The sequence below is a fragment of the Pseudomonas sp. Tof1 genome (genome assembly GCF_055390395.1).
The window spans coordinates 3,219,779-3,237,551 of sequence record NZ_AP024344.1; the positions used below are offsets into that span (position 1 = coordinate 3,219,779).

At 65.9% G+C, this 17,773-nt stretch carries 12 protein-coding genes and 1 pseudogene; 10 read left to right on the forward strand and 3 right to left on the reverse strand.

Annotated elements, in window-relative coordinates:
* Positions 1 to 435 precede the first annotated feature (435 nt).
* From ACZ5KU_RS14735 to ACZ5KU_RS14750, 4 genes are all read left to right on the forward strand, one after another.
* On the forward strand, positions 436 to 1,935 hold the full coding sequence (locus ACZ5KU_RS14735; RefSeq protein ID WP_054057370.1) for a hypothetical protein: 1,500 nt from the start codon (positions 436 to 438) through the stop codon (positions 1,933 to 1,935).
* 11 nt (positions 1,936 to 1,946) lie between these two features.
* A complete protein-coding gene (locus ACZ5KU_RS14740; RefSeq protein WP_081009935.1) occupies positions 1,947 to 3,416 on the forward strand; it encodes an aminotransferase-like domain-containing protein in 1,470 nt (489 codons plus the stop codon).
* 105 nt (positions 3,417 to 3,521) lie between these two features.
* Positions 3,522 to 5,162 carry a VRR-NUC domain-containing protein gene (locus tag ACZ5KU_RS14745; RefSeq protein ID WP_054064559.1) on the forward strand — a complete coding sequence of 547 codons (1,641 nt, stop codon included), beginning with the start codon at positions 3,522 to 3,524 and terminating at the stop codon, positions 5,160 to 5,162.
* A complete protein-coding gene (locus ACZ5KU_RS14750) occupies positions 5,159 to 7,408 on the forward strand; it encodes an ATP-dependent DNA helicase (protein ID WP_464737362.1) in 2,250 nt (749 codons plus the stop codon). The genes ACZ5KU_RS14745 and ACZ5KU_RS14750 overlap by 4 nt, the downstream gene beginning before the upstream one ends.
* A 24-nt stretch (positions 7,409 to 7,432) precedes the next feature.
* Here the strand turns inward: ACZ5KU_RS14750 and dxs are convergent, their stop codons facing one another.
* Genes dxs through idi form a run of 3 tightly spaced genes read right to left on the reverse strand, consistent with a single transcriptional unit; the run spans position 7,433 to position 10,776 of the window.
* Entirely contained in the window at positions 7,433 to 9,241 is a 1,809-nt protein-coding gene (dxs, locus tag ACZ5KU_RS14755) for a 1-deoxy-D-xylulose-5-phosphate synthase (RefSeq protein WP_416768957.1), read from the reverse strand.
* Between the two features lie 20 nt (positions 9,242 to 9,261).
* Positions 9,262 to 10,197 (reverse strand): polyprenyl synthetase family protein, encoded by a 936-nt coding sequence (locus tag ACZ5KU_RS14760; protein ID WP_464737363.1) that lies wholly within the window; start codon positions 10,195 to 10,197, stop codon positions 9,262 to 9,264.
* Positions 10,198 to 10,209: 12 nt separating this feature from the next.
* Positions 10,210 to 10,776: an isopentenyl-diphosphate Delta-isomerase gene (gene idi / locus ACZ5KU_RS14765; RefSeq protein WP_054056717.1), complete on the reverse strand. Its 567-nt coding sequence runs from the start codon at positions 10,774 to 10,776 to the stop codon at positions 10,210 to 10,212.
* A gap of 251 nt (positions 10,777 to 11,027) precedes the next feature.
* Between idi and ACZ5KU_RS14770 the strand changes: the two are divergent.
* The 6 genes and pseudogenes from ACZ5KU_RS14770 to ACZ5KU_RS14795 all read left to right on the forward strand — a co-directional run bounded on the left by ACZ5KU_RS14770 (position 11,028) and on the right by ACZ5KU_RS14795 (position 17,624).
* Positions 11,028 to 12,226, forward strand: a pseudogene (locus tag ACZ5KU_RS14770) (DUF3142 domain-containing protein).
* The gene (locus ACZ5KU_RS14775) at positions 12,213 to 14,360 is read left to right on the forward strand and encodes a hypothetical protein (RefSeq protein WP_054064564.1); all 2,148 of its coding nucleotides are present in this window, start codon (positions 12,213 to 12,215) and stop codon (positions 14,358 to 14,360) included. The pseudogene ACZ5KU_RS14770 and the gene ACZ5KU_RS14775 overlap by 14 nt, the downstream one beginning before the upstream one ends.
* Positions 14,361 to 14,441: 81 nt before the next feature.
* Positions 14,442 to 14,675 (forward strand): DUF465 domain-containing protein, encoded by a 234-nt coding sequence (locus tag ACZ5KU_RS14780; protein ID WP_054056753.1) that lies wholly within the window; start codon positions 14,442 to 14,444, stop codon positions 14,673 to 14,675.
* Positions 14,676 to 14,739: 64 nt separating this feature from the next.
* Entirely contained in the window at positions 14,740 to 15,723 is a 984-nt protein-coding gene (locus ACZ5KU_RS14785; RefSeq protein WP_054064565.1) for a purine-nucleoside phosphorylase, read from the forward strand.
* A 228-nt stretch (positions 15,724 to 15,951) separates the two neighbouring features.
* Entirely contained in the window at positions 15,952 to 16,863 is a 912-nt protein-coding gene (locus tag ACZ5KU_RS14790; RefSeq protein ID WP_054056754.1) for a site-specific integrase, read from the forward strand.
* Between the two features lie 35 nt (positions 16,864 to 16,898).
* Positions 16,899 to 17,624 carry an alpha/beta hydrolase gene (locus ACZ5KU_RS14795; RefSeq protein WP_273822820.1) on the forward strand — a complete coding sequence of 242 codons (726 nt, stop codon included), beginning with the start codon at positions 16,899 to 16,901 and terminating at the stop codon, positions 17,622 to 17,624.
* Positions 17,625 to 17,773: the final 149 nt, after the last annotated feature.

The window sequence follows — 17,773 nt, forward strand, 5'->3', positions numbered from 1 at the left end:
GCACTGATAATTAACCGGTAACTTTCAGCTCAAGGAATGAGTCATGGTCGAGTTTCAGTTGTTGTACCGCAGTGGTCCAGTTGCACAAGCTTTGGGCGCCGAGTTTGCAGAGCATAGGCAGGGCCAGGCAGCGCCCGTGCGGCGGGGTGCTGCCAGCTAAGAAATTGCATGTAATCGAAGTTTGTAAGTTGATGTAAGAATATTCCTAGGAAGTTCTTTCTCCGAAAATTTCCAACGCTAACCGGCAATCAGTAATCAGGGCACTCTCGTATATCCTGCTATGGATGTTGCAGGCTCGGGGTAATACTCTTGTTGTTGCCCGACATGTTCCGGTGGCGGACGCCAAACAGGCACCTGAACATGGCAAGACCTGGCAAGCGCGGATAATACGAGCGCCGTTGGCCCGACACTGAACCCAATCCAGGTGTAAAGGCTATGAGCTCTATTCATGAGCAGGCAATGAACTATGTATATCAACAGGTCCTACAACGGTTGATGAGTTACTTCACCCGTGCCGAACGGATCGCCCTGCAGTTGTTGATCCAGCGCCTGATCGTCGCTGCCGGCGGTATCGAGCGGATCGGTGAGTTCAAGGTCATGGTGGCGCATGGTGGCGGCAAGGACAGCAGCTACACGCTGGCCTTCCTGAGGGCCGCGCAGTTGAGCATCGCCGGCCGCTCGCCGGCCACCTTCAACCTGCGTATCGCCACCTCGCGTCATGCGGGCCTGACGTCCACGGTGATGAACAACATCCATCAGGGGTATTGCGCCCTGTTCGTCTATGACGATCCGCGGGTGGAATTGCTGATGGTCGACAACCGGCACGTGCGCCCGTTCCACCATCGCACGCCGTTGTCCGACCTGGGGCGCGACCTCAATCGGCGCGACCTGCTCATGAACGGCCATCTGACGGCGGGCGATGGCCGCACGACCTTCTGCAACAACTGCTACCTGTCGATGGCCGATTTCTACGAGCGGGCCAGTTCCTGGGACCAGGGCATCGATGCGCTGATCATCGGCGATCCGCCCCGCGAGCAGAAACAGTACCTGACATGGTTGCTGCGCTCGACCGAAACGCCCGAGCGCAGCCCGCTCGGCGGGCGCGCGCTGGAATTCGAGGAGGCGGTCAGGACCTGCAACGAACTCAGCCTGGAATACTACCGGGAGCTTTACGGTGACGCCGCGACCCAGCCCCAGGGGCCGGCCATCAGTCGCTCCAGTCGCAGCCAGCCGCCGATGCTGGTCGGCGTGCATGACCTGGTGGGCAGCGACATCGAGCAGCGCTGGCCGTTGCTGACCGAGTTCCTCGGTTTCCGCTTCGACGACCTGGCGTTTCACTTCAGTGAATCCGACTGCGCCAACCCCTTGCTGATGGCGCATATGCGCGGTCTGCAGGCGCAGTATGTCAGGGGCCTGAGCTACCAGACGGGGATCACCGAATACCTGCAACTGGCCGTGGTGATGATGCGCAAGAAACGCATGTCGGCACGCCTGATCGAGCAGGCCATGGCGGCCTACGACAGCTCGGAGAAACTCCTCGGCCGCCGGGCGCTGGCCCGGGTCTACGCCCAGGAAGCCTATGGCCTGAGCGAGGGGCAACTGATCTGCCTGCTGTTCGCGCCCTTCGTCAATCAGGGCCGTGGCCTGGAACCGTTCCTGCGCCGCTGCCACCCGGGCATGCTGGTGGCTTTGCCGGAGCTGCACAAGGCGCTGTCGGGCAAGCCGGCCGGCGAGCAGGTTGAGCAGTGGCTGAGCGAGGTCAGCGGTTTGCCCCTTGAACGCCTGCAGGATCTCTACCAGAAAAAACAGGTCGACTTCAGTGCCGCCGCCTCGCTGATTGCCCGGGTCCGGGCCAGCGACCCGGACAAGCACCGTGTCGATATCATCCATCCCGACAGTGGCGAAGTCCGCAAGGAAGTCCTGTCGGGACGCTAAAGGGTTTGCGATTGACTGCCTCGAAAACTCCCGAACCCGCTTCGACCCCGACCGGACCGAGCGGCCGGACGCCGCGAACGACCCCGGAAGGCAAGCCTGCGGGCTTTGCCTACCAGGCGGTCTACCGTTACCTGGTCAGCCTGATCAACGAGGTCGAAACCGAAGCCCGGGTCAAGCTGCCCTCGTTGCGCCAGTTGTCCGAGCGCCTGAACGTGTCGATTTCCACCGTCCAGTACGCCTATTCCCTGCTGGAGAAGGAGGGGCGGGTCTATTCCCAGGCCAAGTCGGGCTATTACGCCTTGCCGGTACCCGGCGGCTCGTTCGTCAGTGGTGGGGCCGATCTGCTGGAGCGCATCTACGTGCATTCGCGCAGGCCCGGCACCCTGGTGCTGGGCAATGACGAGCCGGCGTTGCTGCTGTCGCTGGACAACCCGCTGCTGCTGCTCGAACGTGAACTGGTACGCCAGTACCCGCGGCAACAGCAGCCGCAACTGCAACCCTTTGGCGAGATGGAGCTGCGAGCCGCCCTGGCGGTGCGCTACACCACCTCGGCCCAGCGTTACTGGCATGCCGACGACGTCTATATCGGTGCCGACCTGCGCAGTGTGCTGGAAACCCTGATGGCGGCCCTGGCGTTGAAACACACCACTGTGCTGGTGGAGTCGCCCTGCGACTGGGTGATCCTGCGCCTGTTGCAGGCCGGAGGCGTCGACGTGGTCGAATTGCCGCTGGGCGGCAACGGGCTGTTCGACCTGGAACAGCTCGAACAGCTGTTGCGCACACAGCCGGTCAAGCTGCTGCTGATGTCTTCCGCGGTCAACATGCCCCGGGGCAGCCTGATGCCGGCCGAGCATCGCCAGCAGATCGCCCGGCTGCTGGAACAGTTTGGCGTGTGGTTGCTGGAGAACGACAGCCACGGTGAACTGGCCTACCAGCCCGCCGGCGCGCGCATGCGTGACCTGGTCGACCCGGATCGCCTGCTGGTGCTGGCCGGCTTCGAGCGTTTCATGGGCTGCGAGGCGCCATTCGGCTACCTGCTGTCGCGACACTTCGGGGTGGAACTGCAACGGCATTTCCTGCTGCGCTCGTTCCGCATGTCGCCGACCCGGCAGAAGGCGATTGCCCGCTTGTACGGCAGCGGGCGTCTCGACCAGCACCTGGGTATCCTGCGCCGCCTGCTGCAGGAGCGCATGTCGCAGGTCTGCCAACTGTTGCAGGAACGCCTGCCCGACAGCCTCGACTTCGTCCCGCCCCAGGGCGGCGCCACGGTCTGGGCACGGGCCCGGAGTGAAGTGGACATGCGCAAGGTCTTCGAGCACCTGCTGGAACAGCGCATCGTCATCGCCCCCGGTGAACTGTTCAGCCTGCACGGCCTGCACCGCGATTGCCTGCGCCTGAGCAGCACCTCCAACGGTCACCGCCACCTGGAGCCGGCCCTGGGCGCGCTATGCAATGCCCTGCGCCTGGAGTCCGGGCCCTGAAACCCCGTACCGGGCAACCCTTTGTCCAATTGTGTTTGCCAGACGCGGGGCGGGCTGTTATCTGTATGCATAACCAGCATTCGACAACCGTGGTCCTGCCTGCCCGTGACAACTGCGCCCCTCGACGATCCGTTTTACTACCTGAACAACTTCCACTGTGTGCTCGATTGGCTGACGCAGCGTTATGCCGATTTGCTGGATGCGCGGGAGCGGGCGTTCATCGACGACTTCGCCAGACTGCCCAGGGCCGCGCAGGCGCTGCTGGTGCGCATGGTCATGCGCAAGGGCGAGCACTTTCGCGGCAGCCGGCTGAACTACGACGAGATTGGCGATACTACCGCTGCGGTACAGCCGCTGCTGGCCCTTGGCTGGGTCCGCGATGACCTGCCGCTGGCGTTGGAGAGCCTGTTCGCTGTATTGCAGAAGGCCGAGATCGTCCAGGCGTTCCAGGCCCCGTCCAGGTTGAAGAAAACCGAGCTGTACGAGCGGCTGGCGCCGTTGCACGTCGAACCGCGGCCGTTCGCCCAGTGGTGCCCGCAGGTGCCCGACCGGCTCTACAGCCTGCAGGTGATGGACCTGTGCGACCGCCTGCGGCTGATGTTCTTCGGCAACCTGTACCAGGACTGGTCGGAGTTCGTGCTGGCCGACCTCGGCATCTTCAGCTACGAAAAGGTCGAGTTCCATGCCGACTCCCGTGGCCTGCGCAGCCGCGCCGACGTGGACGGCTACCTGCACCTGCAGGCGGCGCGGCAGGCCCTGGAGGTCGGGGAGGAGGTGGGCCGGGTGCTGGAGCAGGTCAACCGGCTGGAAACCGACAACCCCTGGCTGGAGCGTCGGCGCGGCAAGCTGCTGTTTCAACTGGGCCAGCACAGCGAGCGCCTGGAAGACCTGGCCGGCGCGTTGGCGATCTACCAGGGTTGCCGCTACCCCGGCGCCCGGTTGCGGCGTATCCGGGTGCTGGAGCGCCTGGGCGAGCACGGGTTGGCCATGACCCTGGCCGACGAGGCCCTGGCGGCGCCGGAGAGCGCCGGGGAAGAACAGCACCTGCAGCGCATTCTGCCGCGATTGCGGCGCCGGCTCGGGCTGCCGGCGGTTGCCCGAAGTGCACCGGTGCCGGTGACGCGCCTGGACTTCAGCCTGAGTTGCGAGCCGCACGAGTCGGTCGAGCAGCGGGTCGCCCGGCACCTGTGGGAAGAGCAGGGGCCGGTGCATTACGTCGAAAACACCCTGATCAATTCGCTGTTCGGCCTGCTGTGCTGGCCGGCGATCTTCGCGCCGCTGCCCGGTGCGTTCTTCCACCCCTTCCAGAGCGGGCCGGCCGACCTGCACAGCGAGGATTTCCATGCCCGCCGCGCCGAGCTGTTTGCCGCGTGCCTGGAGCAACTGGCGGATGAGCGCTACAAGCAGACCATCCGACACAACTTCGTCGCCAAGTGGGGGCTGCAGTCGCCCTTCGTGTTCTGGAACGTGCTCAGCGGGGAACTGCTCGAACAGGCGCTTGAGTGCCTGCCGGCGGCGCACCTGCGGCACTGGTTCGAACGGCTGCTGCTCGACATCAAGGCCAACCGCGCCGGCATGCCCGACCTGATCCAGTTCTGGCCTGCGCAGAAAACCTACCGGATGATCGAGGTCAAGGGCCCCGGCGACCGCCTGCAGGACAACCAGTTGCGCTGGCTGGAGTTCTGTCACCGGCACCAGATGCCGGTCGCGGTCTGCTACGTGCAATGGGCGGAGCCGGTCGCTTGAGCTATAGCATCGCCGTGCGGGCCCTGTGCGAGTTCACCGCCAAGGCCGGCGACCTCGACCTGCGTTTCACGCCGTCGCCGACCGCCCTGGAGGGCATCACCGGCCACCGCACCGTGGCCGCGCGTCGCAGCGAGGGTTATCGCGCCGAACTGGCCCTGGAGGGGCATTACCAGCAGTTGCGGGTTCGGGGCAGGGCCGATGGCTATGATCCGGCACAAAACCAACTGGAGGAAATCAAGACCTACCGTGGCGACCTCGCCAGACAGCCGGCCAACCACCGCCAACTGCATTGGGCCCAGGCCCGGATCTACGGCTGGCTGGCGTGCGAGCACCTGCAACTGAGCGAAATCCATCTGGCGCTGGTGTACTTCGATATCGTCAGCGAAAAGGAAACCCTGCTGCGTGAAACCTGGAGTGCCGCCGATCTCAAGGCGTTCTTCGAGGGGCAGTGTGCATGCTTCCTGCACTGGGCCGAACAGGAAATGGCCCATCGCAGCGCCCGCGACCAGGCCGCCCGCCAGCTGGCATTCCCCCATGGCGAGTTCCGCCCCGGCCAGCGCGCCCTGGCCGAGACCGTGTACAAGGCGGTCAGCACCGGTCGGTGCCTGATGGCCCAGGCACCGACCGGCATTGGCAAGACCCTTGGTACGCTGTTTCCGATGCTCAAGGCCCTGGCCCCGCAGCGGCTGGACAAGGTGTTCTTTCTCACCGCCAAGACGCCGGGGCGCCAGTTGGCCCTGGACGCCGCGCGAGTGCTGCACGCCAGCCAGCCAGGCCTGCCGTTGCGGGTGCTGGAGCTGGTGGCCCGGGACAAGGCCTGCGAGCATCCGGACAAGGCCTGCCATGGCGAGGCCTGCCCGTTGGCGCACGGCTTCTACGATCGCCTGCCGGCCGCGCGCGAGGCCGCCGCCGCAGTGACCCTGCTCGATCGCCAGGCACTGCGCGAGATCGCCCTGGCCCACGACATCTGCCCGTATTACCTGAGCCAGGAAATGGCCCGTTGGGCCGACTGGGTGGTTGCCGACTACAACTACTATTTCGACTTCAGCGCGCTGCTGTTCGGCCTGGCCCAGGCCAACCAGTGGCAGGTCGCAGCCCTGGTGGACGAGGCCCACAACCTGGTCGAGCGCGGTCGCCAGATGTACAGCGCCGGCCTCGACCAGCACGTGCTCGGGCAGGTGCGCAAGACGGCGCCACAGCCATTGCAGAAGGCCCTGCAGCGGTTGAACCGCGAATGGAATGCGCTGCACAAGGAGCAGGTCGCCAACTACCAGGCCTACGACCAGGCGCCGGGCAAGCTGTTGTCGGCGATGACCCTGTGCACCGCAGCCATCGGCGACTATCTCAATGACCACCCCCAGGGTCTGGATGGCGAGCTTCAGGCGTTCTACTTCGAACTGTTGCAGTTCGCCCGGGTAGGCGAGCTGTTCGACGAGCATTTCCTGTTCGATATCAGTGTGCGCGATGTGGGCCGCCGACGCTTGTCGCAACTGTGCCTGCGCAATGTGGTGCCGGCAGCGTTCCTGCGGCCACGCCTGACGGCGGCGCGCAGCAGCGTGCTGTTTTCCGCGACCCTGAGCCCCCGGCACTATTATGCCGACCTGCTGGGGCTGCCCGCCGACACGGCCTGGATCGACGTCGAGTCGCCGTTTCGGCGTGAACAACTGGACCTGCGCATCGTCAGCCAGGTTTCCACCCGTTACGTCCATCGCCAGGCGTCGCTGGCGCCCATCGTCGAGCTGCTGGCCGGGCAGTTCAGGCAGCGTCCCGGCAACTACCTGGCGTTCTTCAGCAGCTTCGACTACCTGCAACAGGTGGCGCAACTGATGGCCGACACCCACCCGGATATCCCCTTGTGGCTGCAGTCGCGGCGCATGGAGGAGAGCCAGCGCCAGGCCTTTCTCGAACAGTTCACCGAGCACAGCCAGGGCATCGGTTTCGCGGTGCTGGGCGGTGCCTTCGGCGAGGGCATCGACTTGCCCGGCCAGCGGCTGATCGGGGCCTTCATCGCCACCCTCGGCCTGCCGCAACTGAACCCGCTCAACGAGCAGATCAAGCAGCGCATGGCGGCGCTGTTCGGCTCGGGGTACGACTACACCTACCTCTACCCGGGCCTGCAGAAGGTGGTGCAGGCGGCGGGGCGGGTGATCCGTAGCCAGCAGGACAGCGGCGTGGTGGTACTGATCGATGACCGGTTCGCCGAGGCCCGGGTCCGGCAGTTGTTGCCGCGCTGGTGGCAGCTTTGATGTCGGTCACCACAGTGACTGTGTTCATGGCGGGGCGACCCGGGCTGGCGCGTCGCGCGAGCGGACCTGCTCGCGAAAGACCTGGACCGAGGTGACGATCCCCTCGACATCGAGGCCCGAGGCTTGCAGCAACTGCTCGACCGTCCCGTGTTCGATGAAGTGGTCGTCCAGGCCCAGTTGCAGGGTCGGCCGGCCACTGAGCGAGGCGGACAGGTATTCGAGGCAGGCGGCCCCGGCACCACCTTTGACGCAGCCTTCCTCCACCGTTACCAGCAGGTCGTGACTGCTGGCCAGGTGTTCTATCAGGTTCATGTCCAGCGGCTTGACGAAACGCATGTTGGCCACCGTCGCATCCAGGCGCCGGGCAGCCTCCAGGCTGGCTGACAACAGCGAACCGAAGGCCAGTATGGCCACTCGCCGGCCTGCCGGCTGGGTCGACTGTCGGCGAATCTCGCCGCGACCGATCGGCAGGGGCGTCAGCCGGGCCTGCAGCGGGACGCCGCAGCCGCTGCCTCTCGGGTAGCGCACCGCTACCGGTCCGTTGTGACACAGGCCGGTGTGCAGCATCTGCCGGCATTCGTTCTCATCCGCCGGCGCCATGATCACCAGGTTGGGGACACAGCGCAGGTAGGCCAGATCGAACGCTCCGGTATGGGTGGCACCGTCCGCACCGACCAGGCCGGCGCGGTCGATGGCCAGCAGCACGGGCAGGTTCTGCAACGCGATGTCGTGGATCAACTGGTCGTAGGCCCGCTGCAGGAAGGTCGAGTAGATCGCCACCACGGGCCTCAGGCCTTCGGTCGCCAGACCGGCGGCAAAGGTCAGGGCATGCGCCTCGGCAATGCCGACGTCGAAGTAGCGATCGGGAAAGCGCCGCTCGAACTCCACCAGACCCGAACCTTCGCGCATCGCCGGGGTGATGGCGACAACGCGCCGGTCCTGCCCGGCTTCGTCGCACAGCCAGTTGCCGAACACCTGGGCGTAGCTCTGCCGAGCGGCGGGCACGGCCTGGAGACCTTCCTGGGCATTGAATTTGCCCGTCGCGTGATACTGCACCGGGTCGCTGGCGGCCGGGCTGTAGCCGTGACCCTTTTCGGTGATGACGTGCAGCAGTTGCGGGCCGGGTCGACCTTTCAGCGCTTGCAGGGCGGGGATCAGCGCGTCGAGATCGTGTCCGTCGATGGGGCCGCTGTACTCCACGCCGAGGGCCTCGAACAGGCTGGCCGCGTCGGGCCGGGCTGTCGAGGTGGTGAGCCCGGCCAGGTGGTTGCGCAGCGCGCCGACCGCCGGGGAAATCGACATGTCGTTATCGTTGAGCAGGATCAGCAGCGGCAGGTCCGCCTGCACCCCGGCATTGTTCAGCGCCTCGTAGGCCAGGCCACCGCTCAAGGCACCGTCGCCGATCACCGCGACACAGTGGCGCCGCCGGCCCTTGATCCGCATGCCGAGCGCCATGCCCAGCGCGGCGGAAATCGAGGTGCTGGCATGGGCCGTGCCGAAGCTGTCGTACTCGGACTCCTGCCGCCGTGGAAAACCGGATATGCCGCCCTGTTGGCGAACACCGGCCATGGCCTGGCGCCGACCGGTGAGGATCTTGTGAGGATAGGACTGGTGCCCCACGTCCCAGACGATCCGGTCGTGCGGGGTATCGAAGACATAGTGCAGGGCGATGGCGATTTCCACACTGCCCAGGTTTGCCGAGAGGTGCCCGCCGGTTCGGGAGACGCTGTGCAGGATGAACGCCCGCAACTCGTCGGCGAGTGACGGCAGGGCCTGCCGGTGCAGGGCCCGGAGATCGCGCGGGCTGTCGATGGTATTGAGTAGTTCGAACATGGCGTAGTTGCCTCCACCGCTCAGCGCTGGCGGTCGATGACCTGGTCGGCCAGGGCCCGCAGGCAGTCTGCGCGGCTGTCGAAGCGGGCCAGGGCGGCATGGGCCTGCTGCTTCAGTTGCCGGGCCAGGGCTTGCGAGTCGGCCAGGCCGATGAGCGAGACGTAGGTCGAGCGGGCATCGCGGACGTCCTTGCCGGCCGTCTTGCCCAGCGTTGCCGAGTCCTGGGTGACATCCAGCACGTCGTCGACCACCTGCAGGCCCAGGCCGACGGCGGCGGCATAGCGCTCCAGCGCCTCGACCTCGGCCCGCAGCGGGCGGCCGCACAACGCGCCCATGCGCACGGCGGCCCTGATCAGCGCGCCGGTCTTGAGCTGCTGCAAACGCTCCAGGGTGTCGAGGTCCATCGGCTTTGCCGGCGGCTGCAGGTCCAGCATCTGCCCGCCGCACATGCCCAGCGAGCCGGTGGCCTGGGCCAGTTCCGCTACCAGGCGCAGTCGGCGGGCGCTGGGCAGCGGGGCGTGCTGCAAGGTCAGGAAGGCCTGGGTGAGCAGGGCCGTGCCGGTGAGAATGGCGGTGGCTTCGTCGAACCGGACATGGACGGTCGGCTGCCCGTGGCGCAACGGGTCATCGTCCATGGCCGGCAGGTCGTCGTGGACCAGCGAGCTGACATGCACCATTTCCAGGGCGGCACTCACCACGTCGAGGGCCTGCGGATCGGCGCCTACCACCAGGCCGCTGGCCTGGCACAGCAGCGGACGCAGGCGCTTGCCCGGGTTCAGTAGGGCATGGCGCATGGCCTCGTGCAGGCGTGAGGGCACGGTGTGCGCCGGTGGCAGTTGCGCATCGAGCCGTTGTTCGAGGCGTGCCAGTACGGCGCGGCGCCAGTCATCAAGGGGGCGGCAGGCTTTTTCGTTGGGCAGGCCGCCCGCCACCGCGCAGTGCGTGTCTGTGTTCATGCTCCGCTCCTCTCAGCGTGACGAATGAGGGGAGAGGGGCGCGGTGAGGGCGACTTCGTACCAGAAACGCAGGGTCGACAGCGGGTAGGTCTCGAAGATCCGGCGTAGCCATACCGTGTACTGCTGCGGCGCGGCCGCGATGTGCCCGGGGATCTCGGCCAGCGGCAGCCAGTTCCAGGCCATGGCTTCGTCGGGGTTGGCCAGCGGGGGGATATCGCTGAGGCCGACGAACAGGTGATCGAATTCGTGCTCGATCAACTGGTTCGAGACCTGTTCCCGGTAGAGCAGCGAGGCCACTTCGCGCAGCGGGCAGCTCAGGCCCATTTCCTCGAACAGCCGCCGTTGCGCGGCGGCCCGGGTCTGCTCGCCCTGGCGCGGGTGTCCGCAGCAGGTGTTGCTCCACAATCCCTGGGAGTGATACTTGCCCATGGCCCGCTGCTGCATCAGCAAGCGGCCATGTTCATCGAAGATGAAGATCGAGAAGGCCCGGTGCCGCAGGCCCTGTTGATGGATGAACAGCTTTTGCGCACTGCCGGTCTCGCAATCATCCTCATCGACCAGGATGAGGGTTTCCTCCATGACTCGGACTCCACTGTGTCGTTGTCACTGGGCAAAACGGCTGACCAGACTTCGGTTGAGGGCATTGACTCAAGGTTATGAGAAAGACTAGATCGCGTTTTTCCAGACGCAAGCGAACCACTGTCATTCTGCCCTGCCATCTGTCGTCCATTTCCCAGCCGGCTGCTTCAGCCTGCGCGTGCCGGCGGCCACCGCGTTGAGGTAATATCGCCCCTCGAAACGGCGCTCGCATGCGCCCGACAAAGGATTGTATGCCCGCCACATTTCTTCGCCGCTTGTGTTCATGCCTGATGCTGGGGCTGCTTGCCGGCTGCCAGCCCGACCCGGCAACGCCCCTCGACCAGCAACTGTATGTCTGGCAGCGCCAGTGGCGGCCCGCCCATGAGCAGGCCCTGGCCGAGAGCCGGGCGGATTTCTCGACCCTGCGGGTGCTGGCGTTGCAGGCACAGCCCGGTGCAGGGTGGAGCCGGGCGCTGGTCGATCTGCCGCGGCTCGAGGCGGATGGCCGGCCATTGATCGCGGTGGTGCGCCTGGACGGTCAACTGCCGGCACTGGACCTGGAGGGGGCGCGCGTGCAGATCGGGCAGATGCTGACCGACTGGCAGGCCGCCGGCGTCAAGCTGACCGGGCTGGAAATCGACCATGACAGCGCCAGTGCCCGCTTGTCGGCTATACCGACTTCCTGCTGAAATTGCGCGGGCAACTGCCCTCCGGCTTGAAACTGAGTATCACCGCCTTGCCCGCCTGGCTCGACAGCTCGCAACTGCCCGGGTTGTTGCAGGTCGTGGACAGCAGCGTGTTGCAGGTTCACGCCGTGAGCCATCCACGGCTGGGCCTGTTCGACCCGGTTCAGGCCCGCCAATGGGCCGAACGCTGGAGCCGCATCAGCGAAAAGCCGTTCTATCTCGCCTTGCCCGCCTATGGGGTGGCGCTGCTGCCGGACAGCGGCGGTGCGCCGCTGGTGGAGGGTGAAGCACCGTTGAACCGTGGCGGCGAGCGCCGTGAGCTGCTGGCCGATCCGCAGCAACTGGCGCAACTGAGCCGGCAACTGCGGGACAAACCACCGGCGCACCTGGCCGGGCTGATCTGGTTCCGCCTGCCCTTGCCGGGCGACCGCCGGGCCTGGAGCCTGACCACCCTGGCTGCGGTGGCCCGGGGCGATGCATTGTCCGCCCGGTGGCAGGTCGAACTGTCGTTCAAGGACGGACTCTATGACATCAGCCTCGCCAACGTCGGCAACCTCGACCAGCCGCTGCCCGAACGGGTGGAACTGAGCGCCGAACACTGCGATGGCGCCGATGGGCTCAATGGCTACAGCTTGCAGGCATCACCGCAACATCTCGTCTTCAGCCGCCAGTCCAGCGTCCGTATCGCCGCTGGCGGCCGGCGTGCCCTGGGTTGGGCGCGCTGTATCCGTATCGATCAAGGAGCGTGGCATGTTTACCCGTAACTGGCCCCGGCACCTGTTGTGCCTGTCCCTCAGCCTGCCGCTCGGTTCGGCACTGGCCTGCGGCCCGGACTTTCCGCTGCGATTGCTGGACGACCGGGCGCAGACACTGGCCGACCTGCCGGAAACCAACTTTGCCTTCGAAGTGAACCGTCTCGGCCAGGTGATCGCCGGCCTCAAGCCCGCCACCGAGGCGACCCTGAGGATGTACTGGTACAGCGATGACAATACCAACGCCTACCGCGAGCAGCGCGACAAGGTCGAGGCCAGCGAACTGCCGGAAAATCTGCGGGCCAGGGTCGCCCAGTTGCGCACCCTGCAGGATCCGCAGCAGGTGGAGGCCCAGGGGGCCGATCTGCCCGATGAGTTGCGCCTGTATATTGCCGGTGCGGTAGCCTTTGACGCTGGCAGCCAGGCCCTGGCGGCGGAGTATTTCCGCAAGGTGCTGGCGCTGCCCGCCGAACAGCGCAAGCTGCGCAGCACCTGGGCAGCCTATTCCCTGGGACGGGCGCTGGTGGCGCTGAGCGCCGAGGCCGGCGACGATCCGCAACAGACGCCGGCGGCCTTGCAGGCCCAGGCACGGCTGGCCTTTGAGCAGGCGCGCGAGTTCAGTGCCGGCGACTTCAGCGATCCGCTGGAACTGGGAATCGCCAGCCTGGGCGAGGAGGCCCGCCTGGCCAAGCTCAAGGGCAACTGGGAGGATGCGATCCAGCTGTATGCCAGCCAGAGCCGCCTGGGCTCGGCCAGTGGCTACGCCTCGCTCAGGCTGGTCGCCGCCGAACTGGTGGCGCTGCCCGATGAGCCGTTGAAGGAACAATTGACCCATCCGACGGTGCAGAAGCTGTTCACCGCCTACCTGTTGAGCCGTGTCGGCTGGTTCTTCGACGAACAGCCGGAACAGGAGCAACGCCTGACCCAACTGCTGCTCGCCAGTGTCGGCGACAGCCTGGAGAACGCCGACCGGCTGGCGGCGCTGAGTTACCAGAAGGGGAATTTCGCCGCCGCCAAGGGCTATCTCGAACATGCCGGTGATGGCGGCCTGGCCTGGTGGCTGCGGGCCAAGCTGGCCCTGCGTGACGGCGACAAGGTCCAGGCTGCGGCGGCCTATGCCAAGGCCGCGGCAGCGTTCCCCAAGGACGAGGTCTGGGGCTCGCGACGCACGCCGGACTGGGCCTACGAAACGGTCCAGCCCGGCTGCCGGGTCGAAGGCGAAAGCGCGATCCTGGCCCTGGACCGTGGCGATTACCTGCAGGCGTTCGACCAGCTCTATCGCAGCCAGGACATCTATTGGCCGGACGCGGCGACCGTGGCCGAGCGGGTGCTGACCCTCGATGAGCTGAAAGGTTATGTCGATGCCCATGTGACGGCGCCGCCGCCGGCCACCCAGCAGGACAAGGATAACTACGTACGCCGCCCGGTGGCGGCGCAGTTGCGCGAATTGCTCGGGCGCCGGCTGTTGCGCGAGGGCCGTTACGATGAGGCCCCGGCGTACTTCGACAGCCCTGAACTGCAGGCCGCCGCCCAGGCCTATGGCCAGGACCGCAAGGACGGCGCCTCGCGCTGGACCGCCACCGGCCGTGCCGAGGCGCTGTATGCCGCGGCGAAGCTGGCGCGCCAGTCGGGAATGGAAATCCTCGGCTATGAAATGTCGCCGGACTACCGCTGGCTGGGAGGCAGCTACAGCCTGGGCACCGTCGAAGTGCAGGCGGGGCCGTTCCTGGAGGAGGCGGAAGTCAAGCGCCAGCAGGGTGCGCAGGCCACGCCCAACCAGCGTTATCACTATCGTTATGTGGCTGCCGACCTGGCCAGCCGGGCGGCCGACCAGTTGCCCCACAGCAGCCAGGCGTTTGCCGCGGTACTGTGCAAGGCCGCCGGCTGGGTTGCCGGTAGCGATCAGGAAATCTCGCTGTACCAGCGTTATGTCGAACAGGGTCCCTATGTCAGCTGGGCCGGGAATTTCGGCCAGCAGTGCCAGGAGCCGCGGTTCGACCAGGCCAATCGGCGCTACCTGACCCAACCGCTCAACGCCATGCGTTCGGCGTTGCGCCCCTACAAGGGGCTGGTGCTGGCGGGTGCGGCGGCGTTGCTGGGTGGTCTTGGCTGGCTGTGGATTCGCCGTCGCAAGGCAAAGCAGTGAGGCAATCGGCGCCCGGGCATGCTATTGATAGGCGGTAACTCCCTGAACAGCCATCGGTTTCAAGATTTACGAGGTGACGATATGCCAGTTAAGCACGACTTGTTCGCAGATTTGCATTTGACCCGGGAGCAGGTCACGGAGCGCAGGGCCCAGGACAGCAAGCTCAACCACCTGCTCGACGAGTACGACGAGATCGACAAGCAGGTGCTGGCAGCCGAGGCGGCGCTGGCAGAGGATGACGACGTGAGGAAGCTCAAGGAAAAACGGCTGCTGGTCAAGGACCGGATCGTCCGCCAGCTTGAACTGCCGCACTGATTCGGCGAGCCGCTTGAGCCGCGCTGCGGGCACCGGAGCCCGCAGCCCCCTGAATGGAGTTTTCATGTCCTCGACGATGTCATCCACGGCCGAGCTGCCGATCACGCCGAAAGTCGTGCTGATCAGCATGTTCGCGCCCGAAGCGCAAAGCTGGATCGAGCGCCTGGCGTTCAACCAGGAAATCCCGCTGCCGGGATTGAGTGCCGACTACCCGAACATTCTCTGCAACGACCAGGGCGTCTGCCTGCTGGTAACCGGCATGGGCCAGACCAATGCGACGGCCTCGACCCTGGCGCTGGCCCTGTCGAACCGTTTCGACCTGCGCCAGACCTATTTCCTGATCGTCGGCATTGCCGGCATCAACCCGCACCGGGGCACTCTCGGTACCGCGGCCTGGGCCCGCTACCTGGTGGACTTCGGTACCCAGTGGGGGCTCGACTCGCGGGATGCGCCGCCGCACTGGCCGAGCGGCTACATCGGTATCAACACCCGCGGGCCGGACGAAAAGCCGCCGCTGGACTATCGCACCGAAGTCTTCGAGCTCAATGCGCGGTTGCAGGCCAAGGCGTATGCCTTGACCCGCCATGTCGTCCTGAGCGAAAGCGCCGAGTCGGCGCTCTGGCGGACGAAGTATCCCCATGCGCCGGCCAACCAGCCGCCGCAGGTGATCTGTGGCGATACCGCTTCGAGTTGTACCTGGTTTTCCGGTACGCGCCTGGGCGAGCGGGCAGAGGTGTGGACCCGGTTGCTGACCGACGGCGAGGGGGTCTACTGCACCACCCAGCAGGAAGACAACTCCACCTATGAAGCGCTGTCGCGGGCGGCCAGGGCCGGCCTGCTGGACATCGGGCGCCTGGCGGTGCTGCGCGCCGGCTCGAACTTCGACCGGCCGTATCCGGGCTACAGCGATGCCGACAACCTGCTCGACTATGCCCAGCAGGGTGGCTTCGCCCCTGCGCTGGAGAACCTCTACCGGGTGGGTAGCACCCTGGTGCAGGAGATCGTCGGCCATTGGTCCGAATGGGAGCAGGGCGTTCCCGAGTCCTGAGCCGGTTTCTGGCGCGCCTGTGCCGGCCCTTTCGCGGGCGAGCCCGCTGCCACCGTCGCCTCGGCTTTGTGTATCAGCAGGAGCCCGCGAAAGGGCCGGTCGACCCATCACTTCACCCCAATCAGCATCCGCTACTGTATAACCATCCAGTCGCGGTATAGTGGCGACCTCACCCCCGTTCGAGTGCAGGTCTTGTCTTCTCCACCGCCGATCACCGCACCCACCGCTCTGGCCCGGACGCTTGCGCCGGTCACGCTGTACCTGGCCCGCCTGGCGCCCTCCAGCCGCCAGACCATGCGCTACGTGCTGCAGGATGCCGCCGATCGCCTGGGTCTGGAGGACACGCCGATCGACGAGATCGCCTGGCACCAGTTGCAACCGGCCCATCTCACCGCGCTGGTGGCCGCCCTGCGGGCAGACGGCTTCGCGCCCAATACCTCGTCGCTCTACGTCAACGCCATCCGCGGCGTGATGAACCAGGCCTGGCAACAGGATCTGATCACCCCCGAGCAACTGATGAAAATCCGCGCGGTCAAGGCCGCCGGCGGCTCGCGTCTGAGCCCCGGGCGAAACCTGCGCCGCACGCTGATCCGTGACCTGATGGACGTCTGCGCCGCCGACCCGCGGCCCCAGGGCCTGCGCGATGCCGCCATCATCGCGATCCTCTACGGCACCGGCATGCGCAAGTCCGAATCGGTGGATATCGAACTGCACCAGGTCAACGCCGCCGAGCGCAGCCTGCGAGTGATCGGCAAGGGCAACCGTGAACTGATCAAGTTCGCCCCGGCCTGGGCCTTCGACAAGCTCGACGCCTGGTTGCGTTTTCGTCGCGAGCAACTGCCCGCGGGTGTGGCCGACGACAGCTTCCTGTTCAACCGGATTCGTCGCGGCCACCACATCACCCGCGAACGGCTGACCAAGCACGCGATCTACTACATCGCCAAGCAACGCGGCCGGCAGGTGGGTGTCGAGATCATGCCCCATGACTTCCGGCGTTCCTTTATCACCCGGGTGATCGAAGAGTACGATGTGTCGATTGCCCAGAAGCTGGCGCACCACGCCAATATCGCCACCACGGCCGGCTACGACATGCGCGACGACAACGAGCGGCGCAATGTCACCGATCGTTTCCTGCTCTGAACACCTTATCGCCCGCTTACCCGAAAGGATCGACCATGTTCAAACCCCTGGCCCTCGCACTGCTGCTGACCTGTTCCCTGGCCCAGGCAGCCGAACCCGAGCTGCTGGCCGACATGCCACTGACCTACCTGGAACAGGCCGAGCCCGATACCCGCGACCAGCCGCTGGTGATCTTCCTCCATGGCTATGGCAGCAACGAGGACGACCTGTTCGGCATCCGCGAGAGCCTGCCGGACAACTACACCGTGTTGTCGGTGCGCGGCCGGCTGGAACTGAGTTCGGGTGGCTACCAGTGGTTCCACAAGCGTACCGATGCGGCGCAGTACGATGGCAACAGCGATGACCTGAAGCTGAGCGCCGAGGCGCTGACCGACTTCGTCCAGCGGGTCACCGAGAAGTATCACACCCGGCCGGAGAAGGTCTTTCTGGTCGGCTTCAGCCAGGGCGCGATGATGACCTACGAGGTGGCGCTGCGGCATCCCGAGGTGCTGCACGGCATCGCGGCGCTGAGCGGACGGCTGTTGCCGGTGGTGCGCACCCAGGCCAGGACGCCGGCGAACTACCGCAACCTGAGCGTGTTCATCGGGCATGGGACGGCGGATCCGCAGGTTCCCTACGCCGGAGCGACCGATGCGCTGACGTACCTCAAGAGCCTGTCCATCGAGCCGCAGTTTCATTCATACCCCGGTGTGGTACATACCATCAGCGCCACCGAGGTCATCGACCTGGCGAACTGGATCGCCGCGTCGCTCAAGCCCTGACACCGATCTTGCCGACAAGCCCGGCTCCTACAGGTAGTGGGGTTCTGCGTATGGCCTCCATTTTTCAGGCACTTGCGAACCTCGCGGGGGTCAGATGTTGCAACGGTCGGCTTGAACGCCGGCCCTTGCGCCATCAGACACCTCGGGAG